This is a genomic window from Halobacteriovorax sp. RZ-2 (genome assembly GCF_043196685.1).
GTDB lineage: Bacteria > Bdellovibrionota > Bacteriovoracia > Bacteriovoracales > Bacteriovoracaceae > Halobacteriovorax_A.
The window spans coordinates 387,634-413,365 of record NZ_JBEBMR010000003.1 but is presented as its reverse complement, the minus strand read 5'-3'; the positions used below and the strand labels follow the sequence as shown (position 1 = coordinate 413,365).

24 protein-coding genes are annotated in these 25,732 nt (G+C 37.3%); 12 read left to right on the top strand and 12 right to left on the bottom strand.

All coding sequences use genetic code 11. From position 1 onward, the window contains the following. Nucleotide 1: 1 nt before the first annotated feature. A complete protein-coding gene (gene lysS / locus ABMA78_RS13545) occupies nt 2-1,579 on the bottom strand; it encodes a lysine--tRNA ligase (protein WP_392860789.1) in 1,578 nt (525 codons plus the stop codon). 115 nt (nt 1,580-1,694) lie between these two features. Here lysS and ABMA78_RS13540 point away from each other — a divergent pair, with 115 nt between their 5' ends. Both ABMA78_RS13540 and ABMA78_RS13535 read left to right on the top strand, forming a co-directional pair. Continuing rightward, nucleotides 1,695-1,916 carry a hypothetical protein gene (locus ABMA78_RS13540; RefSeq protein ID WP_392860788.1) on the top strand — a complete coding sequence of 74 codons (222 nt, stop codon included), beginning with the start codon at nt 1,695-1,697 and terminating at the stop codon, nt 1,914-1,916. Nucleotides 1,917-2,001: 85 nt separating this feature from the next. Beyond that, entirely contained in the window at nt 2,002-2,712 is a 711-nt protein-coding gene (locus tag ABMA78_RS13535; RefSeq protein ID WP_392860786.1) for a hypothetical protein, read from the top strand. A 55-nt stretch (nt 2,713-2,767) separates the two neighbouring features. Here the strand turns inward: ABMA78_RS13535 and ABMA78_RS13530 are convergent, their stop codons facing one another. Both ABMA78_RS13530 and ABMA78_RS13525 read right to left on the bottom strand, forming a co-directional pair. Then, complete coding sequence (locus ABMA78_RS13530; RefSeq protein ID WP_392860785.1) at nt 2,768-3,100, bottom strand: hypothetical protein; 333 nt, start codon at nt 3,098-3,100, stop codon at nt 2,768-2,770. Between the two features lie 145 nt (nt 3,101-3,245). Beyond that, entirely contained in the window at nt 3,246-3,455 is a 210-nt protein-coding gene (locus tag ABMA78_RS13525; protein ID WP_392860784.1) for a hypothetical protein, read from the bottom strand. A 166-nt stretch (nt 3,456-3,621) separates the two neighbouring features. Here ABMA78_RS13525 and ABMA78_RS13520 point away from each other — a divergent pair, with 166 nt between their 5' ends. Next, nucleotides 3,622-5,145 (top strand): alanine/glycine:cation symporter family protein, encoded by a 1,524-nt coding sequence (locus tag ABMA78_RS13520; RefSeq protein WP_392860783.1) that lies wholly within the window; start codon nt 3,622-3,624, stop codon nt 5,143-5,145. A 43-nt stretch (nt 5,146-5,188) separates the two neighbouring features. Here the strand turns inward: ABMA78_RS13520 and ABMA78_RS13515 are convergent, their stop codons facing one another. After that, nucleotides 5,189-6,373 carry an exo-beta-N-acetylmuramidase NamZ domain-containing protein gene (locus ABMA78_RS13515; RefSeq protein ID WP_392860782.1) on the bottom strand — a complete coding sequence of 395 codons (1,185 nt, stop codon included), beginning with the start codon at nt 6,371-6,373 and terminating at the stop codon, nt 5,189-5,191. 133 nt (nt 6,374-6,506) lie between these two features. On the opposite strand from ABMA78_RS13515, the gene ABMA78_RS13510 reads away from it, so the two are divergent. Beyond that, nucleotides 6,507-7,304, top strand: coding sequence for a thymidylate synthase (locus ABMA78_RS13510; RefSeq protein ID WP_392860781.1), 798 nt, complete (start codon nt 6,507-6,509; stop codon nt 7,302-7,304). Next, nucleotides 7,301-7,789, top strand: a complete 489-nt coding sequence (locus ABMA78_RS13505) for a dihydrofolate reductase (protein WP_392860780.1) — start codon at nt 7,301-7,303, stop codon at nt 7,787-7,789. Before ABMA78_RS13510 ends, ABMA78_RS13505 begins: the two co-directional genes overlap by 4 nt. Here ABMA78_RS13505 and ABMA78_RS13500 read toward each other — a convergent pair. Then, nucleotides 7,784-9,397 (bottom strand): YiiX/YebB-like N1pC/P60 family cysteine hydrolase, encoded by a 1,614-nt coding sequence (locus ABMA78_RS13500; RefSeq protein ID WP_392860778.1) that lies wholly within the window; start codon nt 9,395-9,397, stop codon nt 7,784-7,786. The genes ABMA78_RS13505 and ABMA78_RS13500 overlap by 6 nt on opposite strands. 95 nt (nt 9,398-9,492) lie before the next feature. Next, nucleotides 9,493-10,068, bottom strand: coding sequence for a Maf family protein (locus tag ABMA78_RS13495; protein ID WP_392860776.1), 576 nt, complete (start codon nt 10,066-10,068; stop codon nt 9,493-9,495). A gap of 92 nt (nt 10,069-10,160) precedes the next feature. On the opposite strand from ABMA78_RS13495, the gene ABMA78_RS13490 reads away from it, so the two are divergent. The 3 genes from ABMA78_RS13490 to ABMA78_RS13480 all read left to right on the top strand — a co-directional run bounded on the left by ABMA78_RS13490 (nt 10,161) and on the right by ABMA78_RS13480 (nt 12,871). Continuing rightward, complete coding sequence (locus ABMA78_RS13490) at nt 10,161-11,015, top strand: methyltransferase domain-containing protein (protein ID WP_392860774.1); 855 nt, start codon at nt 10,161-10,163, stop codon at nt 11,013-11,015. 93 nt (nt 11,016-11,108) lie between these two features. Continuing rightward, nucleotides 11,109-12,554, top strand: coding sequence for a DUF4105 domain-containing protein (locus ABMA78_RS13485; RefSeq protein WP_392860772.1), 1,446 nt, complete (start codon nt 11,109-11,111; stop codon nt 12,552-12,554). Further along, nucleotides 12,551-12,871 (top strand): hypothetical protein, encoded by a 321-nt coding sequence (locus tag ABMA78_RS13480; RefSeq protein ID WP_392860770.1) that lies wholly within the window; start codon nt 12,551-12,553, stop codon nt 12,869-12,871. Before ABMA78_RS13485 ends, ABMA78_RS13480 begins: the two co-directional genes overlap by 4 nt. 26 nt (nt 12,872-12,897) lie before the next feature. Here the strand turns inward: ABMA78_RS13480 and ABMA78_RS13475 are convergent, their stop codons facing one another. The 5 genes from ABMA78_RS13475 to ABMA78_RS13455 form a co-directional block, all read right to left on the bottom strand. Then, nucleotides 12,898-13,548, bottom strand: a complete 651-nt coding sequence (locus tag ABMA78_RS13475) for a thiopurine S-methyltransferase (protein WP_392860768.1) — start codon at nt 13,546-13,548, stop codon at nt 12,898-12,900. 100 nt (nt 13,549-13,648) lie between these two features. Next, on the bottom strand, nt 13,649-16,018 hold the full coding sequence (locus ABMA78_RS13470) for a ribonucleoside-diphosphate reductase subunit alpha (RefSeq protein ID WP_392860766.1): 2,370 nt from the start codon (nt 16,016-16,018) through the stop codon (nt 13,649-13,651). 3 nt (nt 16,019-16,021) lie between these two features. Then, nucleotides 16,022-16,993 carry a ribonucleotide-diphosphate reductase subunit beta gene (locus ABMA78_RS13465; protein WP_392860765.1) on the bottom strand — a complete coding sequence of 324 codons (972 nt, stop codon included), beginning with the start codon at nt 16,991-16,993 and terminating at the stop codon, nt 16,022-16,024. Nucleotides 16,994-17,432: 439 nt separating this feature from the next. Further along, nucleotides 17,433-18,389, bottom strand: coding sequence for a tyrosine-type recombinase/integrase (locus tag ABMA78_RS13460; protein WP_392860763.1), 957 nt, complete (start codon nt 18,387-18,389; stop codon nt 17,433-17,435). 90 nt (nt 18,390-18,479) lie between these two features. Further along, the gene (locus ABMA78_RS13455; protein ID WP_392860761.1) at nt 18,480-19,343 is read right to left on the bottom strand and encodes an acyl-CoA desaturase; all 864 of its coding nucleotides are present in this window, start codon (nt 19,341-19,343) and stop codon (nt 18,480-18,482) included. Between the two features lie 150 nt (nt 19,344-19,493). On the opposite strand from ABMA78_RS13455, the gene ABMA78_RS13450 reads away from it, so the two are divergent. The 3 genes from ABMA78_RS13450 to ABMA78_RS13440 all read left to right on the top strand — a co-directional run bounded on the left by ABMA78_RS13450 (nt 19,494) and on the right by ABMA78_RS13440 (nt 22,634). After that, entirely contained in the window at nt 19,494-21,035 is a 1,542-nt protein-coding gene (locus ABMA78_RS13450) for an FMN-binding glutamate synthase family protein (protein ID WP_392860760.1), read from the top strand. Between the two features lie 16 nt (nt 21,036-21,051). Continuing rightward, nucleotides 21,052-22,032 (top strand): hypothetical protein, encoded by a 981-nt coding sequence (locus ABMA78_RS13445; protein ID WP_392860758.1) that lies wholly within the window; start codon nt 21,052-21,054, stop codon nt 22,030-22,032. 137 nt (nt 22,033-22,169) lie between these two features. Further along, on the top strand, nt 22,170-22,634 hold the full coding sequence (locus ABMA78_RS13440) for a hypothetical protein (protein WP_392860756.1): 465 nt from the start codon (nt 22,170-22,172) through the stop codon (nt 22,632-22,634). Between the two features lie 36 nt (nt 22,635-22,670). Here ABMA78_RS13440 and ABMA78_RS13435 read toward each other — a convergent pair whose 3' ends face one another. Further along, on the bottom strand, nt 22,671-23,234 hold the full coding sequence (locus ABMA78_RS13435; protein ID WP_392860755.1) for an HNH endonuclease: 564 nt from the start codon (nt 23,232-23,234) through the stop codon (nt 22,671-22,673). A 295-nt stretch (nt 23,235-23,529) separates the two neighbouring features. Here ABMA78_RS13435 and ABMA78_RS13430 point away from each other — a divergent pair, with 295 nt between their 5' ends. Then, nucleotides 23,530-25,725: a hypothetical protein gene (locus ABMA78_RS13430; RefSeq protein ID WP_392860753.1), complete on the top strand. Its 2,196-nt coding sequence runs from the start codon at nt 23,530-23,532 to the stop codon at nt 25,723-25,725. Nucleotides 25,726-25,732 lie beyond the last annotated feature (7 nt).

Here is a 25,732-nt window from a genome sequence, read left to right as displayed (position 1 = left end):
ATTACTTTAGAAGCTTAATCACACGCTCTTTACCAATTGTACGGATAAATCCTGCAAGCTTTGGTCCTTTTTCACGTGAAATTAGTTTTTGATAAATTGGTGCAAAAATATCTGCAGGCTTAAGTTCTAGCTCGTGCATAATTTCATACATCTTATCATTGAACTCTTTATCATCTGCAATTGAGTCCCACTCAGACTCACAAAGAGCAACTAACTTATCAAGGTATGTGCGAACATTTTGCTCAAGAGGCATATCAACAGCTTCTTTATTGATAGCAAATTTAAATTCTTCTGGAGCGTTTTCTTGTAGCCAGTGAAGAGCACAAGCACTTCTTTCTCTAAAGCGTCTTTCGTCTCTGTCATTTTTAATTTGGTCAGCATAGAAAGCACGAGCGGCCTCAATGTCACCATCATTAATTTGAAGAACGTTACAAAGGTGTCTAAAAGATGGTTGGAATGGACACTGCGCTGGATGCTCTCCAATTTGTGATAATTCCAGAACTCTCTTTGCCATGGCAACTTTCTTTTCGTTACCTTGCTCAAGCCCATAAGCTAGACGCTCTTGACGATCATAATCTTCGTAAGTCTTAAGAACATCAAGATCAAACGAGATCGCAAAGTCGACATTTGTCTTATAAGAAGCAAAAATCCAACGAACCATTTCTGGCTCATATACTTTTAGGATATCATTTACAGTAACAAGGTTACCTTTTGAAGAACTCATCTTCCCACCAAGACCTTTAATCGATACGAAATCGTACTGAAGGTAAATTGGCGCTTCCCAGTCAAAGATTTTTACAATGTCTTTTGCTGTTGTGAAAGATCCACCTTGAGAAGAGTGATCCTTTCCACCTGGTTCAAAGTCAACTTTTTCAAATGCCCAACGCATTGGCCAGTCAACTCGCCAAGGAAGTTTCACAAGACTTGTTGTATTAATATCGATTTCACCTTCATAGTCATGCTCGTTATGCTTGTAGCGTAACTTGCTCTCTCCATCCCATGAAAGAATTGTCGTCTTATCAGTCTTATACTTTTCGCAGTAAACAGATACCGGATAGTAGTCATCACCATATGGCTCTTTTCTGTATTGGTTTAGAATATCGCGAATTTCTAGTCTCTTATTAAGAGCAAGTTTAATCTGGTCTTTGTAATCTCCAGCACGATATTTTTTTGCTTGATAGATTGGCTCTACGTCGACGCCAACTTTTTTGAGTTGCTCTTCAAAGTTGTGCTCGTGGTGAGCAGCGTAGCTATCATGTTCTCCAAATGGGTCTGGAGTATCAACGATTGGTTGAAATAGGTACTGAGCTAACTCGTCTTGTTTAGGAAGGTTTGCTGGAATCTTTCTAAATGTATCGTAATCATCCCAAGAAAAGATGAAGCGAACATTCTTACCGCGAGCGCGTAGTCCACGTGCTACAAGGTCAGTTGTGATTACTTCTCTAAAGTTTCCAAAGTGAACAACACCTGAAGGTGTGATCCCACTGGCAACAACATAGTCGTCTTTATCGCCATGTTGACGGATAATGCGGTCTGCCGTCATATCGGCCCAGTGAACAAGATTTAATTTTTGTGTCATATGATACCTACTGCTTAAACTATATAAATCGAAATTGCTCACACTATAACAAAATAATTTCACGTAGTTAAGATTTTTAATGATATTTTGGCCACTTTTATGCTAGATTTTAAGCATGTTTGCAGCATTAATTAAGGCCGCCATTTTCTATTTTATCTTTATCCAGATAAGAAAGTTTCTTCGAAACTCTGGTGTGCTTTCAGATTCTAAGCCTTCAGCACAAAAACACCAGCAGTACGAGCATTCCGCTTACCGTTCTGCACATAAGTCTCAACAAGGGCCAAGCTCATCTCATGATAAAGATGTAATCGAAGCCGATTATCGTGTTATTGATTAAATAATTGTAAGAAATTATCAGAACTTAACTTCTTTTTATTCGTTAGAATAAGAGATGACTTTTATATTTTTAATTGGAGTTTCTAATGCTTAAAAAAATCGGTTCAGGTTTACTGTGGCCAATTGTAATCGCCCTTACTTTCTCTTCTTGCGATGATTACGGAGAAGGGGGAGATAGTGATCGCGGTGTCATTCGCGCTGGTCAGGCCTTAGAAATTAAAAATACATTATTAACTGGTGTAAGCTTAACTCGTCTAACTAAAATGTGTGAAGCTCTTGAAGAGTATCACGATAATATTTTAAGAAGTCGTTTTTCGGAAGATTTTATCTTCTCTCGTCGTCAAAAAAACTATGGTGATCCTACAGTAAGAGATATTTCAAATATTGGTGTCTATATTGAAGTTCCTAATGATTATCAATCAACTCCGGTCTTTAAAGGAACGAGGGGAGTCGTTAAGAATTTTATCACACAAATTCCGACTGAAAATAATCTCTATATGGCCTCTCTATGTGACTATACATTAAATAATGTTGGCCCAGCTCCAAAGGTTCAAGAGTTAGTTGGTTCTCGTTACTATGTTTATAATGTTGTCTCTGACGATCGTTTTGATGTCGGGATCTATACTAAGCATAATGATTCAAAATATTACTTATATCGATCATATCAATACCGCTTTGATATCAATAAGGCCTCTCGCTACTATGGTATGGCCATAGAACAGAGTGAGATCTTTATTAGTGACCACTCAGGTAAGGATTATAAATTAATCTATCAAAAATTTCTTAGAGCAGATTAAATAAAAAGACCGAGTTACATCGGTCTTTTTATTTCATATTCATTGGGGGGAGGGGTTATCTCATCTCGATTAAATCTTGATGGATATATTCAATATCTTCTTCTAATGCTTTTAAGTATTCTGGCGAAATCTCGCTCGCGTAATCATTTAAATGTGTCAGCTCATTGGCCATATCATTAAGTTCTGGCCCGTAGTCTCGATGCGCAAGATCTTTAATATTTGCATATTCTAAAATGGCAAGGTTAAGCCTCTTAGTCATCTCTTTAAGCTTTTGGTCCTGCTTTAGGATTTGAGAGATATTATTAATTGATCTTTCATCATCGCCACTAAGTGGGATAGCTGCAAGTGCCTGAGTTGAAATGAATAGTGCAAGAAGTAGTGCTTTCATATTTTCATTTTAACACTTTCTAAAATGACATTCTTTAAATGGTGTAAGGCTTACAAGGGTGTATTGATGGTAGACAAGGCTTCAGTTTCGCAGATTCCTGCAAGCGTTTTTCATCACTTAACAGGGAATCTGCACTGATTTAAGCTTATAGCCCTAGGCGAGCGTTCACTTCTTTTTCATCTGCTTGGCCAGCTTCAATTGAGCTTTTGATGACCATTAGGGCCTGTTGGCTAAGAAATCTCTTATCTGCTGTTGCAACAGAAAGGTCGATATGTTTTTGATTATCAATTGTTGAATACTTCACAAGTGGTTTTACAATTTCAATCGCTTCATCAAGCGTTGGTAACTTACTCACTTTTTACTCCTTTTAAATCTTTAATAGAGATAAGAATACACGATTTTGATAGGCCAGAAAATAAAAAAGGTGACAAGATCAATAAAGTTTCTATAAAATTTACTGTAAGACAATAAAAAACACATACATATTTTGAGAGAGTAGAACTAAAACAAAGGATTGTTTAATGATTAAAATCGCAATGTCACGAGCGATGATGGGACTCATTTTCTCTATCATCAGCCTAAGTACGTATGCTCAGGATTATGGTCAAACGGAAGTTGACCTTCAAGAGCGAATTAACGAATTCTTTGGCATAATTAACGGAAAGTATTATCCATTCTTATTCTGGGAAATTCCTTTCATCGAAATGCCACTTATTTTATTTGTTATGGTTTTTGGTGGACTCTTCTTTACGATTCGAATGGGTTTTATCAATGTGCGTCTATTTAAGCACGCTATTGATGTTATCCGCGGTAAGTATGATAACCCTGAGGATGAGGGTGATATCACTCACTTTCAGGCCCTAACTTCTGCACTGTCTGCAACAGTTGGTCTAGGAAATATTGCAGGTGTGGCCTTAGCTATTGGTAAGGGTGGCCCAGGGGTTGTTCTTTGGCTATGGATCATTGCCTTCTTTGGAATGTCGATGAAATTTGCTTCATCAACATTTGGACAAATGTTTAAGCACAAGACTTCAAGTGGTGACATGCTAGGTGGGCCAATGGTTTACCTTACTCAAATGTTTAAGCTGACGAAAGTTGCTTGGATTGGAAAGTTTCTTGGTATCTTCTATGCAATTATGACTATTGGTGCTTCATTTGGTGGTGGGAACCTTTTCCAAGCAAATCAAACTTTTAAAATCATTGCTGATCAGCACCCTGATGCATCCCCATGGGTTGTTGGGATTGTTCTTGCATTCCTGGCCGGTGTTGTTCTGGTAGGTGGTATTAAGAAAATTGGTAATGTAACTTCAAAACTTGTACCGATTATGTGTGCTTTCTATGTTTTTACATGTCTAGCAATTATTCTTTCTAATTATCAAAATATTCCACATATGTTTTCTATGATCTTTAGAGAGGCCATGACTCCTGATGCGGCCTTTGGTGGTGCCTTTGCAGTTATGCTAGTTGGGATTCAAAGAGCGTCATTTTCAAATGAGGCCGGACTTGGCTCTGCTGCTATTGCTCACTCTGCGGCCAAAACAAGTGAGCCGGTAAGAGAGGGTGTCGTTGCTATGGTTGGGCCAGTTATTGACACTCATATTGTTTGTACGATTACGGCACTTACTCTTCTTGTAACTGGAGCATATGAAAACCCAGCTGTTGCGGGAAAAGGTGTGGAAATGACGGCCTATGCCTTTTCAACACTTGGTGACTGGGCCCCGTATTGTCTTCTTATGGCAATTTGTGTCTTTGCCTACTCAACAGTTATCTCATGGTCTTATTACGGTGAAAGAGCAACTTTATTTCTCTTTGAAAAATGGATTGGTTTTAAAAGTGTAAAGATGTACCGTCTTTGTTACGTCTTCATCATTATCCTAGGGCCAGTTCTTAAGATTGGTCACGTCCTAGACTTCGCTGACTTAATGCTGCTTTCAATTGCTTTCCCTAATATTATTGGGATGATTTGTTTTTCTAATCTACTTAAAGCAAAAGTAAATGACTATCTAGCACGCTTTAATTCAGGACAAATGAAAACTTATAACTAGAAATAAAAAGGCCCGACTTTTAATTTTATGTCGGGCCTTTGTTTTATTTATAAATTTTAATTGATTCGATTTCTTTTAAGTATTCAGCATGGCCCCTCGTTTCAAATTCACGTAGCTCACTCATGCTGCCAAGTCGATTGCCCCAGTCTTTTACAAACTCACATCCATTAATAAGATCAATGGCAAGCTTGCCAAATGCGTACTCATAATCCTTGGCATCCCATTCAAACTTGTCTCCTAAGGTGCGTTTAAATTCACGGCAAAGATATTGAGAGACTTGCCAAGAGTTAAACTCTTTTTCATTTGTGACGTGAATATGAACACCTCCGCAAGCACTACCAGCATGCTTATTAAATGTCGGCATGAAGTTAACTGGACGTAAAATGAAACTTCCATTATCGATTTCTTTTAGGCTTTCTTTTAGTGAGTCGACAAACGAGTAGGCCTCAATTGCAGGGTGGCCCACAACTTCAAGGGAACGTGTCGTCCCACGTCCTTCACTTAAATTTGTTCCTTCGTAAAGAACAGTTCCGCAAAAAGTAAGCGAGCCTTCTGGTGTCGGAAGATTTGGTGATGGGTTAACCCAAGCAAGTCCAGTGTCTTTCCAAAACATTGATCGCGTAAGTCCTTCGACTTCGATAACCTCAAGTTCGACATCAATACTTAGTTTCTTCTTAGCAAGAAGGGCGTATTCTCCCATTGAAAGGCCGTGGCGCTGTGGGATTTCAAGTGCACCAACAAAAGATTTAAATTCTGTCTCTAGAATATTTCCCTCGATCTTTTCTAATCCTACTGGATTTGGGCGATCGAGAATAACTACCTTGATGCCATTCTTGGCACATTCTTCTAAAAGGTAAGTCACCGTTGTGATGTAAGTATAAACACGTGTTCCCACATCTTGAAGATCAACAACAAAAGTATCAATTCCTTCAAGCATTTCCTTTGTAGGCTTTCTCGTTTCACTATAAAGTGAGTAAACAGGTACTCCAAAAAATGGGTGAGTGTAGTGGTCTGTCTCAACCATATTATCCTGCACATCACTAACAAATCCATGCTGTGGCCCAAAGAGTTTCTTGAATCGATCTCCAAAAATTTCCTTGAAAATAATTGGGGCGACTTTGAATTTTGAATCAACACTTGCACTGTGACACAGTAGTGCGATATTTCCTGTAATTTTATTTTGTAAAGTTGCGTCATCTCTAAGACGCTCTAGTCCGATTTTTATCATGATATATTCCCTTATTTGTAATATTTTATGGGCCTTTTTGACGAGTTGCAAGCTATTAAAACTGTGCTTGATTCTGTATAATAAACTTTAGACAAAACACACCAAATACACACATAGCTAGGGAGACACACGGATGAGACAATACTTAGATCTAATGAAGCACGTGCTTGAAAATGGTCAGAAGAAAGAAGACCGTACAGGTACGGGGACAATTTCAGTTTTTGGATATCAAGCTCGTTATAATTTAGAAGAAGGGTTTCCTTTAGTGACAACTAAGAAGTGTCACCTTCGTTCAATTATTCATGAACTTCTTTGGTTCTTAAAGGGTGATACAAATATTGCTTACCTTAAAGAAAATAAAGTTCGTATCTGGGATGAATGGGCAGATGAAAATGGTGACCTAGGTCCAGTTTATGGTTATCAGTGGCGTCACTGGAAAACTCCAAGTGGAGAAGAGGTTGATCAAGTTGCTAATCTTGTTAAAGGTCTACGTGAAAACCCTTTTTCTCGTCGTCACATCTTAACTGCATGGAATCCTGCCGATGTTGATAATATGGCCCTTCCTCCATGTCACTCATTTATTCAATTCTATGTTTCACCTGATATGAAATTATCTTGTCAGCTCTATCAAAGATCGGCCGATATCTTCTTAGGTGTTCCATTTAATATTGCTTCATACGCACTAATGACAATGATGCTTGCTCAAGTTTGTGACTTAAAGCTTGGTGATTTCGTTCACACAATGGGGGATGCTCACCTTTATTTAAACCATATCGAACAGGCACAGCTTCAATTGACTCGCGAGCCACATGCGCTACCGACAATGAAGATCAACCCTGAAGTTAAGTCAATATTTGATTTTAAATATGAAGACTTCACTTTAGAAAATTATGAGGCCCATCCACATATTAAAGGTGAGGTATCAGTTTGATTCTCTCTTTAATTGTTGGAATAGGAAAGAATCGCGAAATAGGCAAGGGCAATGATTTGCTTTGGCATATTAGCGAAGACCTTAAAAATTTCAAAAAAATAACAAGTGGTAAGCCGATTATCATGGGACGAAAGACTTATGATTCAATCGGCAGACCTCTGCCTAAGAGACGCAATATTGTTATCTCTCGCGACCCTTCACTTAAAATTGAAGGTTGTGATGTTTTCACGGACCCCGAAGTTGTTTTAAAAGATCTCAAAGAATCAGGCGTTGAAGAGGCCGTGGTTATTGGTGGATCGTTTATCTATGAATACTATCTTCCAAAGGTTGATCGTATTTATTTATCAGAAGTCGAATATGAAGGAGAGGCCGATGTTTTCTTTCCTAAATTTGACCGAAGTGAATTTCGAGTAAGTGATGAGGCATTCTTTGAAGAAACAGAGAATTCCCCAGCTTGGAAATTCTCTGTCTTAAATCGATTATAGACTACTGTCTTTCATAAGTTTTCTAAAGCCTGCATTTAAGTCGCCAATGACTTCTTTCCCATCGTGTATAAGAACAACTGTTTTAAAGTCTAAGTTGTCGCCGACTTTCTCTCCAACGTTGTCTGGTGAAATGGTATAACGTCCAGCGGCCTTGGCCACTGGCCACTCCATATCATCAAATGTTACGTAGGCAAGCTCCGAGCAAACGATTCTCTCATCTGTCTCAACATCAAAGTTAAAGTCATATACCTTTCCTACTTGTTTAAAAGCATTGATTAAGTAATCTTGTTTTTGCTCGCGAGTAAGTTCTCTCTGGTAGCGAACTGCTGCTAGGTCATCAATATCCATAAAGTGGTGAAGGGTGTTGTATTGAACGCCAGGTCTAAGCGCTTCAATAATTCTCTTTCCTTTATTTTCAATCTCATCGTGGAATGGCACAACTTCTGGGTGATCCCAGATTCCTAGCTCTTGTAGCTGGGCCTTATTTCCCGTCCAAATAGCAACGTGTCCCCAGTGTCCTGGAATAAATTTATCCGTAAGTCTAAATGGAGTCTTTTCTAGTAAAACATCAAGAGGCTCAAGTTGTGATTCAAGCTCCTGAATTCTTTCAGGTGTTGGATCATAAAGTTTTCCACGTCTTGTTTGAACAAGTCCTGCTGTATTTCCAAAACCTTTAGAAACAACGTGAGTAACGTTATTCTTACTTTCTTTGAAGTAGTCACCAATATAGCGCCAGATCATTGATAGCTTGCGACCAAAAATTCCTCTCTTAAATTCTTTATTTAGCTTCTCAAAACTTTGTGATGATTGGATGAGTGAATCAAGATAGTAATTTGCACGGTCAACTACGACTTTATTGTCATGATTGAATTTTAATAGATCGTGATATAGGCCTAGCCCTCTTTCAATACGATTATAGTTATCATATTTATTATAGCTATAGGTAATCTTAGCTAGCTGATTTTTAAGTTCGGCGTTGTCGTAATTGATAAGGTGGCGGATCTTTTTCATTTCTTGGATCTGTGAAAGAACGATCATGTAATTGTCATACATAACAAGGGAAGTGGCGATGGCCATTTTCATGTCATAGATAAGAGTCTTTCCTAATTCATCATTAGGGTTGATTGTTATTTCTTTGTACTTTACCCATCGGTAATTATTCGATTCATTCTTATGAGGGGCCCCTGGCCTTTTTACTTTTTTCTTCTTTTCTAAAACTTGAGAAGCTTTGTTTGAAGTGATAGTGATTTCATTGTACTTATCAACAACCCACATTGTTTCTTCTACTTTAGGCCAGACTGCGTCTCTGAAGCTTTTATATGTTTCGGTCCCTTCTTCATGCATCGTAGTGATTTGATCACTTCTTAATACTTTCTGTTCTTGGATATCTATAATAAAGTCAATGGCCTTATGTCGCCAGACAAGAATCTCTTCAATTCTATTTTGGTAGTTTTCTAACTCTTCATGATCGTAATATGTTTCAAGTTCAGGGCCATAGAGGCTCACAGAGGAGATCTTCCTACTATTGATATTCGCATAGTCTTTGGTACAGCTTGAAACAATTAAGCTGGTTGCCATAACGACAACTATGGCGCTTTTTCTCATCATGATAACTCCCTCACATTAATAGATATCGATTATTTATCGGCACCTTTAGGGGAGTTGTTTAGTCTGATATTGTGATTCTGAGCTTTTTCAGTAACTTATAGTACTCTTATCCCAAATTCTTCTAAGATTTTTGAAAGTGAGATCAGTGGCAGGCCAATAATCGATGAATGATCAGGACACTCGACTGTATCAAAAAGCGCGATCCCAAGTGTTTCTAACTTATAAGCACCACAGCTCCATAGAGGCTCATCGATTTCAATATAGCGTTTGATTTGCTCATCACTAAGTTGCTTCATTGTCATTTTTGAAACAACAGTTTCGATAACTTGCTTATCTTTTGAGATAACTGCAATACTTGTGATTAGCTCGTGAGTTTGGCCTTGCAGGCGTTTTAGGTGATTAAATGCATTTTCTGGTGTTTCTGGCTTATTAAAGATTTCGCCCTTAAAGTTTAGGACTTGATCTCCACCAATAATAATTGCATCTTGATTCGTTTTAAGTACTTCTTGTGCTTTTTGTAGGGAAAGCTCACGAGAGACTTCAAGAGGAGTAAGACCTTGAGTTTTGATAGACTCTTCATCAATATTAGGGGAGATACATGTAAATTCTAGGCCCAGCTGCTTTAGTTGTGCCTGGCGAAATTGTGATGAACTTCCTAAGATTAATTGCATATTTTACTCCGTTAACGATTTATTCTAACTTAGCAAATCTATCACGCTTGGGCCATTCATGTTATAATTACTCAAACTTTATTGAGGTAAATATGTCTGATAATAATGAAACAAATAAAATTAAACCAAGTGAATTTCCATATCTTCACGGATTTGATAAGGCCGAACAAGATCGACTGCGAGCTCAGGCCCGCTTTGCAGAACAAACTGTTTACAAAGATGTGAATCTTTCAAGAGTAAAAGAATTAATTGAGATTGGTAGTGGCGTTGGTGCTCAAACAGAAATCCTTTTAAGAAGATTTCCTGATATGCATATTACTTGTGTTGATCGAAGTGAACATCAGCTTGCCTCGGCCAAAGAGTTTCTTGGAAACACTCTTAATGGTGCATTTAAAGATCGATTTGAACTTCATCAAATGGATGCGACAAATCTTACTTTTGATTCACGAAAATTTGATGGAGCATTTCTTTGCTGGATTCTTGAGCACGTGCCAGAGCCGGCCAAAGTTCTGTCTGAAGCAAGAAGAGTTCTAAGACCTGGTGGGCGCATTTATATCACAGAGGTTATGAACTCAAGTTTCCTACTTGATCCATACTCACCTAGTACTTGGAAGTATTGGCAGGCCTTTAACGACTACCAATACGATATGGGCGGAGATCCTTTTATTGGTGCAAAACTTGGAAACCTACTTATGCAACAAGGCTTTAGAAATATAAAGGTGGAATCTAAAACATGGCACCTTGATAATCGCAGGCCTGATAAGAGAAAAGAATTTATCGATTATTGGTGCGAGCTTCTTTTGTCTGCGGCCCCTCAGCTTGTAAAAGAAGGACGAGTGGAGCAGGAAACTGTTGATGAGATGAGGGTTGAACTTAGAAAGGTTTCTAATGATCCTAACGCTGTATTCTACTATAGCTTTGTTCAGGCCAGTGCCAACGCTAATTAATTCAATACTTTATGGCCGTCTACTTAATAGTCGGCCATAACATTCTTTCATTTCTTAACTCTACTGACTTAATTTAGCGTAATTTTATAAAATATGAAATTACGTTTATGTGCCAAACTATTCACAACACTCTTGGTGAGCTTATTTATAAGTTCTGCTCTTGCTAGTAATGAAGCAGGTGCTCTTGAGTTTCGTCAATTAAGTAAGGCCCATAGGGATCAATTTCTTTCTCTGACTAATTGGAAGAGAAGTATTCGAACGATTCGCTACGGCGATGTCAGAAAGAGGCAAGTCATCTATAAGTCTCTTAATCTCGAATCAGATTTTAAATCACCTGCTATGGAATTTACTTCCGTTTTAAAAAGTTTCTATCTTGATGGAAATTTCAAGTGTGAGCGTTTTGCTGTTTATGAATTTATGGCAGACGTTACAGGTATGAGGCCTGCGCCAAGTAAATGTGACAATCATTTCTCGACATTTATTTTTAATCAAACAGGCCTTGTGGAAATAAGTTTTTATACGAATCGTATTACGAAGCTTTCGTATTTAATGGCCTCTAATGGAAGAAGTGCCATGAGCCGTTTTGGTCACAGCATGTTCTATGTAGCTGCTTGTAAGGTTGATAAAGAGAATTGTCCGCTAAGACAACAAGTTGAGTTTGTTCTAGGTGTGGCCGCAGATGTCGATGATTTATCTCCTGGCCTCTTTAAGGGAATCTTTGGCGGATACGCTGCAAAGATTGATTTCATGTCTTTGTCACAAGTGAAACAAAAATATAATTATGAAGAATTTAGAGACCTTTATCAGTATGACTTAAAAATTGATGGGATAGAAAGAAGGAAGTTTATTTCTCACGCCCTCTCTTTATATGAGACAAAAGATATGGGACGCTATAAATTCTTTTCAGCAAATTGTGCAACTGAGTCCTATAAAATTCTAAGGGCAGCTCTTGGCCATAAGGATTTACGTGACAAGATCTCAACACCTAAGGGACTCCTAAAAGAACTTCTTGATGCTGGGCTTATCAATGAAAAAGAAAACCGAGTCTTGAAAGAGAAATCAAATAGAGTTCAAGAAAATTTAAGACAGCTTTCTGTCGAAAGCTTTGAAGACTACCTTCAGATAGATCCAGACAAGAGATCAGCGATGGCCAATCTGTATCACCATAAGGCATCACGAAAAAATCGTGAAGATACAGCTGTGTTGCATGCATTTGTTTTCTTAGAGTCTATGGCCTTTTCAAAAGAGAATATGAATCTTTTAAATATTGCTGCAAAGAATAAGGATGCATCAATTGCAAAAGAATTTAGCAACCTAGCAACTGAGTACAAAGGTTGGTACAGGACGAATAATTCTCTTATTAGGGAGGGAAAAGCTCCTATTGAGAGTCGTATTTTAAATCGTATTGATAGTTTTTATCGCCAAAATTTTTCTTTAGAAATTGAGCGTATTAACTCAATTGCTATGAATATCAAATCAACAAAAGACTTAATCAAAGAAATCAATAAACGAAATCGTTTGGAAAAGGAGAGTTTATGAAAAATATTGCACTTATTGTTTTAACAATTCTTAGTCTTAATGCACATTCTGAAGGAATGTCTGAAAGAGAGTTATCAACGATTCTAACAATCTCACCATTTGTGACGACTACTGAGGCCATCACTGATGCTTTTACAACAGATGAGTTTGAAGAAGCTGGTCAGATCATTGCCGACGGTGTTGTGACTGAAGAAGAGCGTCAAGAAATGTCGATTGAACTTAAAGGAAGACTAGAGGAATGTATTGAGTCAGATGGAGCTGAATTTGAATCTCCAGAGACTGATTGCCTAAAGCTTCTTGCTAGCTACGATTACTAATTCGATTTATACTTTGGGCCAGCTTCTTAGTTGGCCCAAATATAGCGTCTAACTTTCTTAATCCCTTCTTCTTGGAATCTCTCCATTGCTTTAGAACTTACTTCACTAATCAACTTAAGTGATGGGTAGTGCTCTTTTGTTTCTTCCTTATTAATGGCATAAGGAGGGCCAAAGTCACGTGAGCCATCATGATCCATTGTAATCAGTAGAGTCTTTGTTTCTTCTTGGACTAATCTCTTAATTGTAGGGTAATACTTCTCTTCTCTCATGCACATTGGAAGGGCGACGTTTGAAGCACGGTCGTAAAGATAGTCAATTCTTCCTAAGTCTTCGATCTTAAAAAAGTCTTTGTTATGGATTTCGATCTTGCCATCTTTTGATGTATAGACATAATCACCTAAGTCAAAATCAACTTTATTCTCTTGAAAGAACTGCTCCACTGGATCTTTAACGACTTCAACGCCAATAACTTTTGCGCCCTGGCCTGCAAGATAGATCATGTCAAGGGACTTACCACATAGAGGAATTAGAACTGTTTTGTCTTTTAGATCGATATCTTTGAAGTAATCAATCATGGCCTGGTTGTATTCACTTTGATGAAATCCAGTGAATCCTTTATCCCAACCTTCTTGCCAAAACTTGGCGTTATCTTGTTTTTGATTTGTTTCAATTTTCATAGTGATACTCTAAATGTAGTGAGGGGCCAAATCCCTTGGCCCCTCTTTCTAGCACTTCGATTCAACCGGAGTTGGATCAAATTTAATTTTTATGTAACTTCTAGCTTCCACACATTTGGCAATCTTCTGGATTGTCGATTGAACAAACCATTGCTGCCGCTTCTTGCTCAAGCTGCTCAGGAGTTTTCTTTCCTTCGTTCTTTACTGTGAACTGAACAGCGTTAACTGCAGCACGTGAACGTAGGTAGTACATTCCTGTCTTAAGCCCTTTCTTCCAAGCATAGAAGTGCATTGAAGAAAGTTTCCCGAAGTTAGGGTTTTCTAGGTGGATATTAAGTGACTGACCTTGGTCAATATAAGGCCCACGTCCAGCAGACATATCAATAACTGCTTTTTGCTTAACTTCCCATACTGTTTTGTATAGAGCTTTTAAATCCTCAGGGATTCTTTCAATTGTTTGAATTGAACCATTATTAGCAATGATTTCATTTCTTAAAGTATCATCCCAAAGTCCGCGATCAATTAGGTCACGTACTAAGAATTTATTAACAACTGCAAATTCACCAGAAAGAACACGTCTTACATAGATATTTGAAGTGATTGGCTCAAAACACTCGTTATTACCTAGGATTTGAGAAGTTGATGCCGTTGGCATTGGAGCAACTAGTAGTGAGTTTCTTACACCATGCTTAGCTACTTCTGCTTTTAGTGCATCCCAGTCCCAACGTCCTGAGTGAGCTGAGTGTCCCCACATGTCAAATTGGAATTGTCCTTGTGACATTGGTGAACCTTCATAAGTTGAGTATGGCCCATCGATGATTGCATCATCTTTTGAAGCAGTAACTGCTGCAAAGTAGATTGTTTCAAAGATGTCATTGTTTAGCTGAAGCGCTTGTTCAGACTCAAATGGCATTCTCATCATGAAGAAAGTATCCTGAAGACCTTGTACTCCAAGACCAATTGGACGGTGTCTCATATTAGAATTCTTCGCTTCAACAACAGGGTAGTAGTTGATGTCGATGATTCTGTTTAGGTTCTTCGTCATACGGTAAACAACTTCGTAAAGGTGCTTGTGGTCGTATGTTACATTTCCTTCCTTGTCAGTCTTAACGAATTTGTTAAGAGCAACAGAAGCAAGGTTACAAACTGCAACTTCATCAGGTGCAGTATATTCAAGAATTTCAGTACAAAGGTTTGAAGACTTGATTGTACCTAGGTTCTTTTGGTTTGATTTTTCGTTAGCTGCATCTTTGTAAAGCATGTACGGAGAACCAGTTTCAGTTTGTGATTCAAGTACTGCAAACCAAAGGTCTTGGGCACGAATTGTTTTCTTTGCTTTACCTTCTGCTTCGTAGCGAGTGTAAAGAGCTTCGAATTCAGCACCATAGCATTCAGCTAGGCCTGGACACTCGTGTGGACAAAATAGTGACCACTGTCCATCTTCTTCAACACGCTTCATGAATAAGTCTGGTGTCCAAAGTGCGTAGAAAAGGTCACGCGCTCTTTGCTCATCTTTACCAGTATTCTTCTTCATTTCTAGGAATTCGAAGATATCTGCGTGCCATGGCTCAAGATAGATTGCAAATGAACCTTTACGCTTTCCACCACCTTGATCAACGTAGCGAGCAGTATCATTGAAAACTTTTAGCATTGGAACGATTCCGTTCGACGTACCATTTGTTCCCTTAATGAATGAACCTTTTGCGCGGATATTGTGGATTGATAGACCGATCCCACCAGCAGACTGAGAAATAAGAGCAGTTTGCTTAAGAGTATCGTAGATTCCATCAATTGAATCATCTTTCATTGTTAGTAGGAAACAAGAAGAAAGCTGTGGCTTAGTTGTTCCCGAATTAAATAGAGTCGGAGTTGCGTGTGTAAAGAACTTCTGGCTCATTAGGTTATATGTTTCTACCGCTGCTTCCATGTCATTCATATGGATACCAACTGAAACTCTAAGAAGCATTTGTCCTGGTCTTTCAACAATTTTACCATCCATTCTCAGAAGGTAAGACTTCTCTAGAGTTTTAAATCCAAAGTAGTCGTAGTTGAAGTCACGCTTATCAACGATTGTCTTATCTAGTAGCTCAGCATTTGCCATTACTGTTTCATATAATTCTTTTGAAACAAGTGGCGCGTGCTCACCAGTTGCAGCGTTTACGTAGTGGTACATTTCCTTAACGTTTTCAGAGAAACAACCTCTTGTTTCTTTGTGAAGGTTAGAAACTGCAATACGTCCCGCTAGAACATTATAGTCTGGGTGCTTTGTAGCAAGGTATGCTGCTGTCTCAGCTGCAAGGCCATCTAGTTCAGTTGTTGTGATACCGTCGTAGATACCTTCAATTACTTTTTGAGTAATAAGTGTTGGATCAACATTACCTTCTAGTCCGAAAGCAAGTGTGTTGATTCTATCTGTAATTTTATCGAATTTAATTGGCTCTCTCTCGCCGCTTCTTGTCTGTACGTACATTTCTTAAAACTCCGCGTCTAGTGTGAACGTATTTTCTGATTTCTCAGAAAGGATTCCTGGTCTTTGGTATTCAGAAACTCTTTTCTCGAAGAAGTTTGTTTTACCTTCTAGAGAAATAAGCTCCATCCAATCAAATGGATTTACTGAACCGTAGTGTGCTTCAAGACCAAATTGTTGCATCCAGAAGTCAGCAACAAATTCAATATATTGCTTCATAAGATCAGCATTCATACCAATTAAAGAAACTGGAATTGCATCAGTGATGAATTCTTTTTCAATCTCAACTGCTTCAGTAAGGATCTCTTTGATCTTTTCTTTGCTACATTGCTCTTCTTTATCAAGAAGTGAGTGAAGAAGAACCGCAAATTCACAGTGTAGACCTTCGTCACGAGAAATGAATTCGTTAGAAGTACATAGACCTGGCATTAGGCCTCTTTTCTTAAGCCAGAAGATTGCACAGAATGAACCAGAGAAGAAGATTCCTTCGATGGCAGCAAATGCAACAAGTCTTTCAGCGAATGTATTTTTCGAGTAAAGCCACTTCATTGCCCAGTCAGCTTTTTTCTTAACTGGCTCAAAGTGATCTACTGCGTGGAAAAGACGATCTTTTTCTTTAGCGTCTTTTACATATGTATCAATTAGTAGAGAGTAAGTTTCTGAGTGGATATTTTCCATTGCAATTTGGAATCCGTAGAAACATCTAGCTTCTGGGTTTTGTACGTCATTGTAGAAACGTACTGCTAGGTTTTCATTAACAATCCCATCACTTGCTGCAAAGAATGCAAGAACGTGAGTAATGAAGTGTCTCTCATTGTCATTTAACTTTTCCCAGTCAGTAATATCTTGGGCCAAGTCGATTTCTTCAGCAGTCCAGAAAACTGCCATGTGTCTTTTGTACATTTCCCAAATTGAATTGTATTCGATTGGGAAAAGGACGAATCTATCGTCATTTTGTGCTAGAATTGGTGAAGTCACAAGTTCCTCCTTAACTTTTGCAATAGCGTGTGTGTGCTAAATACATGCAACTTAATTTAGTTAAAAAAATATTAAATCTCTTAAATGTTTTTTAATAAGATTGTGTTGTGTTGTTCTTATTCAGTGTATGACCCGTAACTTTTTATTTCAATACACAAGACTCCATAGATTTTTCTTTTTTTTGGAGGGCCGCTAATTTTTATACTTGATTAGGTTGGTGTGTCTTTGTAGACCCATTAGACAAGGGGTTTGGGCACTTTTTCAAGTTTTATTTTTAGAAAAAAAATGCTGTCTTAAAAATTCTGTCATCTAATTTTTAGTGCTAACAGGAGAGTTTGATGCGACGTGCTTATACCATATGTTGTGGCCGTAATTTTTTTGACACTACTATATCTTGATAAAATATACGAACGATGAGCTGCGTTGACGAGATTTAGGCCTATTCCCAGTTTAATTTTAAGGTAGGTGACTCTTTAATTTTATTTCTTCTCTTATCGTATTCGCCTGTCGTCTTTACTGAAGCGTGTCCCACTTCAATGGCTATGGTGTAAATATCAACACCGATTTCGAGTAACTCACCAATAAATGTGGCCCTTGCTGAGTGAGGAGTAACCTTAAAACCAATACCCGCTTTCTGGGCATACTTGTCTAGTAATTCGTTAATTGTTCGAGGGTTTATTGGTTTATTTAAATTTGTTGGATCACTTGGATTTCTCGTTGGCTGAAAGAGCCAATCATTTTCTCCTGTCTCTCTTTCGCACTCATTCATCCATTGAATATACTCGTCGAGTGCCTTGATTGCGATAGGGTTTAAGACCTTCTTTCCAAGCTTGCCACCCTTGGCACGATATTGAAGAATCTTATTATTACCTTGCTCCTGATAGTCTTTAAATCTTAGATTTAAGATTTCGCTCTTTCTAAGACCTGTCGTAAAAAACGTCGTAAAGAGGGCCAGGTGTAGGTATTTACTCTTTTCATTCTGTCCCATGTGGTAAAGCAGCTCTAGTACTTGCTGCTTATTTAAAGCATTTGTAGGGGACTTCACTTCGCTTCGTGGCCTTCTAACACTGGCAACAGGATTGGCCTTTAGAAGGTTCTTTTCAACAAGGTATTTGAAGAATGCACTTAAGCTTGCAAGCTTGCGATTAATAGTTTTTGGCGTCGAAGGATTTTGATTGTGGCCACCAAACTCTGAAAGATAATTTCTATATTTGATGACATGAATGCGCTCGATAGAGTCAAATGAAGTGAGTTTATAATAGTCACTAATCCAGCACAGAAATTGGTTAATATCATTTAGATAAGATTTTCTTGTATGAGATGAAGTGAAGTTTTCAAAAAACTCTTCATCGAGAATAAAGTCGTGGCCAATATCTTCTTGCTTTAAATCGAACATAGATCAATTTTAGCAAGGTTTTTATCTGGGGTAAGTTAGGGGAAAAAAAGGCACAAGTGAATGTGCCTTTAACAGGTATATAAGCTTCGTTTATGCCTGAATTCTTGCTTGAATTAACTCAGGACGTGTCCTCTTAAGATTCCACGTTAGGCCTACGAAGTTTAAAGATCGAATTAACCATTTTGTTGGATCAAAGTGGTACCACTTGATTCCATTTCGGTAGTCTGTTTGAAATGTATGGTGAAAATTATGATAACCCTCTCCGTATGTGAATAAGGCCATCACCCAGCTATCACGTGCTGTTTGTCCTTTGTCATAAGGACGTGTTCCAACAACATGGCAAAGTGAATTGATAAAGAATGTACAGTGGTGGACGAATACAATTCTTGCAACACCAGCAACAAATAAACCACCTAGCCATGATCCGGCCCAAAGGTATCCAATAAGGGCAGGCAGTGCAAAGCTAAACAGCGCAACAAAGCCAAGATAGAACTTATGCTGGAACATAACCATTGGGTCTTTTAAGAGGTCTTTAGAATATTTGTACTCATTTTGATCTTCAAGAAGAAGGATCCATCCCATGTGAGCATAGAAGAAGCCCTCATTAATATTGTATGGATCTAGTTCAGTATCAACCTTTCCATGGTGAACTCTGTGGTCGTTACACCATTTTAATGCTGAGTTTTGAACAGCTGCGGCCCCAAAAATAAGCAGAAGAAGCCTTACTGGCCAACTTGCTTGATACGATCTGTGGGCAAATAGGCGGTGGTAGCCGGCCGTAATCCCAAGTCCTGTCGCAATATAGAAGATTAGGGACAAGGCCAGGATTCTCCAATCAAAACCATCTACTTTTAGCCATGCAATTGTTCCTGCGATGGCAATTAGTGGTGTGATTAGAAGAAAGAGTGTGTTTGTTTTATTTAAGTTTTTTAATGAATAAGTCTTTGTGCACATAGGTGTCTCTCGTGTTTGTGTTTAACTAATCTTAACAATTCACGAGCAATTTCATTGTAAAACAAATGTAAATCTTGACGATAAGTAAGTCATAAAAGGTATAAAACTGACAAATTGTAATTTAATTTGTTTATTACGAATGAGGTGAGTATGGCCTATCTTGGTCGCGGGGTTAGCCCACGTAAGTTATTTTGGTGGTTTTTCTTTATTTCCAATGCTGCCACAATATTTGCTGGAGTTTTCTTTAATGAATTCTTCTACTATCAATACTTGGTGCTTGGGCCAATCTATTTACTAGGTTTTTATGATCTTATGCAAAGTGAGCATACGCTAAAAAGTAATTACCCTGTGGTTGGGCGCTTTCGTTATGTGATGGAAGATCTGCGTCCTAAGATCTATCAATATTTTATCGAATCAGATGAAGATGGAACACCTATTCCTCGAACAACGAGAAATGTTATCTATCAAAGAGCGAAGCTTGCTCTTAGTACAAAGCCCTTTGGTACTCAAAAAGATGTTTATGAAACAGGTTATGAGTGGATTAATCACTCAATGTACCCGAAGGAATTTCACGAGGTCCAAAAAGACTTAAGAGTTCTTGTGGGAAGTAAGCATTGTGAGCATAAGTATAATCTTTCAATTTTTAATATCTCGGCCATGAGCTTTGGTGCCCTAAGTTCCCGCGCCGTTGAGGCCCTGAACTTAGGTGCAAAGTTAAATAACTTCGCTCATAACACAGGTGAAGGTGGAATTAGTGATTATCATATGAAAGGTGGTGGTGATCTCATTTGGCAAATTGGGACAGGCTACTTTGGGGCGCGAACACCTGAGGGACGCTTCTGTGAAAGAACGTTTAAAGTAAAGGCCGGCCATGATCAAGTGAAGATGATTGAGCTTAAACTTTCACAAGGCGCAAAGCCAGGACACGGTGGAATACTTCCTGCCAGAAAGAATACCGCTGAAATTGCACGTATTCGAGGTGTGAAGCAAGGAACAGAAGTTGATTCTCCACCATCTCATAAAGAATTTCGAGACACGACAGAGATGGTTGCCTTTATTCAGCGCCTAAGAGAGTTAAGTGGAGGCAAGCCCGTGGGCATCAAATTATGCTTTGGCCGAAAAGATGAATTTATTGAAATGGTTGAAACTTTTAAAGACCTTGATAACTATCCTGACTATATTGCAGTTGATGGTGCCGAGGGTGGTACCGGTGCCGCTCCTTTAGAATTTTCAGACTCAATTGGAACACCTTTAATTGAAGGGCTAACGACTGTTGTTAATATTTTAGAGGAGCATGGCCTAAAAGATGAAATTAAGGTTATCGCTGCAGGAAAACTCTTTACTGCATTTGATATCGTTAAGGCCGTGGCATTAGGAGCAGATGCTTGTTATGGGGCACGTTCCATGATGCTTGCCATAGGCTGTATCCAGGCGTTAACTTGTAATTCAAATAAGTGTCCTGTTGGTATCACGACACAAAATCCAGACCTTGTTAAAGGGCTTAATGTTGATCAAAAAGGAAAGCGTGTGGCAAATTTTCATCACGCTACAGTTGAGGCCGTGCGTGAGATTGTTGCAGCAGCAGGCTATGAAAATGTAAAAGATCTAAAGCGCAAAGATATTTTTAAGCGCGATAGTAATCACGGTGTTCACTCGTATGAGGATATTTATCCATCATATAAAGCGGGATAGTTTGGGGTATTAGAAGATGAGTTTAGCACAAAAGATAAATTACGATGATCTTTCACAACAATTAATTCGCTCCATTCGAGGTGAGAAAAGCCAAGAATGGGTGAATCAGAAATTAGGGGCGAGCTCTAATATCATTCATCGTTGGGAGAAGGGGCATTCTAAGGCATCATGGGAAGACTTTTTAAAGTTTTGCTCGATTTTTAATATCGATGTCGAAGCGATTCTTATGTCTTATTTACGCTTTAATGATGATGTGACAAAAACAGATAAGCTTCTAGAACATATCTTTAGTCATAAGTCCCTAAGTGATATCTCTAATTCGTGTCAAATCTCAGCATCTAAATTAAGGCGTTTAAAAAGTGGTGAAACGGCGCTGTGTTTAAATGACTTTTTACAAATTATTTTTGGCCTTGATGAGATGGAGTCCATGGCCCTTGTTTTTGAATTTTCATCAAATCGCTCTATTGAAGTATTGGATCAGTATAATCAAATGCGCCTTGCGATCACGAAGCACTATTTTGAGAATCCAAATATTGGCCATGTACTAGTTTGTTTGGATCTACCAGGCTATAAAAAGTTAAGCTTTCATCAAGACTCCTTTGTCGCAAAGGCCACGGGCCTTAGTATAAAGGAAGTAAATGAGATCATTGAAATTTGTGAGAAGAATAATCTAATTGAGAAAGTTAACGGGATTTATCAGGCCGGAAAAATTAAGCTAAGCGATCGAGGAAGCGTAAAGCAGATGACTGATGTGCGTCGATTTTGGTTAAATAAAGCAATTGCAAACCTTGAGCACAAATCTGGCCTTGATGCCTATGGATCAATGGTTTTTAATACGAGTCAAAATGCTAGGCAAGAGATCATAGCTCTATACTTAAGATTCTTTGAGGATTTTAAAAAGATCGTTACTGAAGATAAGGACAAAGATAACGATGTTGTTACACTTGTGCTAAATTTTAACCTCTTTAATCCTGGTAGTGATGATATTAATGAGTAAGAATTCTTGCTTGTGTCTAATTTTGTGAATCTTGTTACAAATTCGGGGAGAGTTTCTTAAAAAATTGCTGCTTTGAATATATTCTTATCATACCAATCTTTATACCGTATCCCTAAAGAGTAATTAGGGAGATTCATATGAAAAACTTATTAATGGTACTTGCATTTGTAACAATCAGTCTTTGTTCTTATGCAAATTCAACTGCGAGATTTCAACTTAACTTTGAAATGACAAATATTATGACTAATGAAGTTGTTGTCATGGCCGAATGTGAAGTAACGCAAGTTCTCGAGTGGCGTAATGCAATCAATGTTTTTAACTGTATTTCTGACGAGAAGAAATTCTTATTGAAGAATGTAAGCAATGGCCTTGGCTATGATTACACTAAATCGAGTGCTTTCACTCATTACTTTCTCGATAGTTCAAAAGGTATCGCTGCTCAGTTATTTTCAAATCTTGGCCTTAGTTACGAGATTGAAAAAGCTGGAGTTCTTGAAGTTGTCTATCGCAATGATAGTCCTGAAGTTGTTTCAAATGACACTATTGTCGAAACAGACAGTGATGTTCTTTTATTTTCTGTAACGAAGATCGAGTACCTATAATTGAAAAGGGAGCCTATGCTCCCTTCTTTCATTTGATTATGCTGCTAATTCAAATTGCATTTTTTCTTTTGTAAGGTTCGTTAGTTTATCAAAGTCATAAGTATACCTTTCTCTTAATAACTTATTTTCTTTAATGGTATTTACTAATGCCATTAAATGATGTCCCTTGCGATAGTCGGCTTCATCTTTATTCGACTTTTCTCTGTTGCAAGTTGGACAAAGAACCTGAAGGTTGTCGATCATAAACTCTAAGTGTGGGTGAATCGATTTAGGTTTAATATGATCAATATGCATATTGTCGTGTTCGATTCCACACTTAAGACACTTCGTGCCTTGGATACGAAAGACTTGCTTACGTAAGTACTTCCAATTTTTCTCATTCCCAAATGCCACTTGGGATTTTCTTGTGTGAATAAATTTGGCAATCTCCATTTGCGTTCTAAACTCTGCTTGCTCGGCCTGCGCTAGACCAAATTTTGGTCTGATAACAAAAACAAATAGCGATAACATCAACGAGAGTGAGCCAATATACCATACTAGTGTCATGGCCAATTCACGATAGAAACCAAACGATAATCCATTCATCGCGATTGCATTCATTGCGTTTTCCTCCGTCAAAATGTCTGTGTAATGTGCGTGTGTTGTGTGTGCCTTATTTAAGGACTTCTTCACCTCCTTAGCTATATAAAAGCAAGGGACGTGCCAAAAAACATAACAATATTAGATGGTTATTATCTAAAAAAAAGAATGAACAGGTGACACAAAGTAACTGTCTAAATAGCTCGGGATCAGAGCGGCGCCACAATTAATGATCTTTAAACAGTAATATATGTTTAATGAATAGGTTTTATTTGTCGATAAATAGATAAATTAATTAATAATTGGGAAGTTCTAATTGAAAAAAAATATTATGAAATACTTTGTTGTCTTCTTATTGTGTAGTTATTCAGTTTTTGCATACAAATCTATTTATATAAAAAAGGAAAAAATAGTATATACATGTAAGGTGACATACGGTTTATATGCCGATGAATTTTTTCTTTGCGAAGATAAGGATGTTTTGAAGCTTGTCAGAAACAAAGAAAGTCAAAAGTTATTAAAAGAAAGGTTGGAAACAAATAAGAAAATATTTGATAAACTTGTAATAGACAAGCCTGAGTTGAAGGTTGGCGAAGTGACTTTTACAAATATAAAAATACCTTCAGATGAATATTTTTTTGCGTTGTATTCACGTCTTATAACTTACAAAAGTAATTACGTAAGCTATAGAAGAAAGCAAGATGTAAATCACTATTCTTCTTCTTTTGCATATGTTTTAGAAGCGGTTCGTAGTCATAATTTCGAAAGTTTAAAAATATTATTTAATCATTACAACTCAGACTTTTTAAAGTTTTTGGCGTTACGTTTAAGTTATTTTTATAATGGAAATGTCGATGAAATAACGAAAGTTGTTGGGAATGATACCTTATTAAAGGCATCAATGTATGATGACTACTTTTTTCCAATTTTATCGAAATATAAATTTAGCGATAAGGCAAGAAAGTCATACATGACTGATTTGATGAGTATAGAACCATACAAAAGAAAAAATAAATACAATAATATCTTTACCATGATCAAAGAAGATCAGAAGTTATTTGATAAAACTAAAGTACTTGCTAAAGCTGGTTTTACTGTTAATGAGTCTCTAATGCTTGTTACGAATAATTACAAGACTAGCTTTTCCTTAGATAAAAATAGCATTAGCGATTTATATAAATCAGGATATTCATTTGTAGAGAGATTTGAAAACTCTAATGGAGAAGAAGTTATACCTCTTCTTTATATCCTGGAGTTTTCTAATCGCAAGGATATTGGTGAAAATCTTTATGAGCTTGCTCCATTTATTGCTAAAATTAAAGACACAGATCTTAATGATAAGATTATCAAAGCCGCTTTAAGGAATCCAAATATTAAGGATTATAATAATTTTGGTATTAATTCATTAACGAAACTAGCAAGTGGGGTTACAGCTATTGAATACGCATGGGAGAATCGCTTATATAATGCATTCTTCGCTCTTTCTAGTGGAATGATTCCTTCTCAAAGAATTCAGCAAAGAAAAATTGAAGATGAAGAATTACCTATTTTGATTTCTCAATTTTTAAAGTCTTGTGGTGATTTTGTTCGCTTCGAAAAATATTATGAATTTTCGAACTTTATTTATAAAGAATTTTTGAATCTGGAAGATGAATATAAGAAAAGATTCAATAAAGAATTTAAATATAATCGGAATCAAGATGTAACACTTGGCAAGATAATAGAACAATCCCGCGTCTATGAGAAAAGTGTTAGCGATGCTTATGTTAAGTTATCTGCTTTTATAAAAAATAGAAAGATTCTAAGAAATGACAATGTCAGGTTTAGTCTTAATAAAGAGGAATTGGATATAGTATCTCTAAGATATAAGAAATATAGTTTTCGTCATATAAATAATGAAAATGTTTTAAAAAAACCGTTTGATTTGGCATGTCTTGATGATCGTTTAAAACCTATTGATTTATTCATTGCATCTGTTGGGCCAAAAGGGGATTATGTTGTGGACACGGATATAATTTCCTATAAATCACTCGTAAATAATATTTCCACAGATTCATGTGCATATCTTCTTAAAGTTTCAGAAATTCAAACTCTGTATAATCTTACTCAGCTTAATGTTGGTGAGTATGAAAAAGAGTATGTTCTAAAAGATAAGAAGAAGATTACACTTTATAATAAAGATAATTCAGAGATTGGTATCAAACTTAATGAGTCAAATAAGGCAGTAATCTATACAAAAAAACATGGGAGTAAGGAACGAGATTATATTTCCTACGAATGTGAAAAATCTTCTTTAAGTGATGACTATGTTGTATGTGACAGAAGAGTATTCGTTAGTTCCTATGGTGATATCAATAATGATGGTATCGAAGATATTGTTGTTAGAGTATATCCTAGGTATAGGATGTTTAATTTGCAATACCCTACATCTGAGTCGTGGACTAAAACTTTTGTAACTGCAATATTTTATTCTGATAAGGATCGTGGATATAACATGAATATGGTACAATAACGGATTT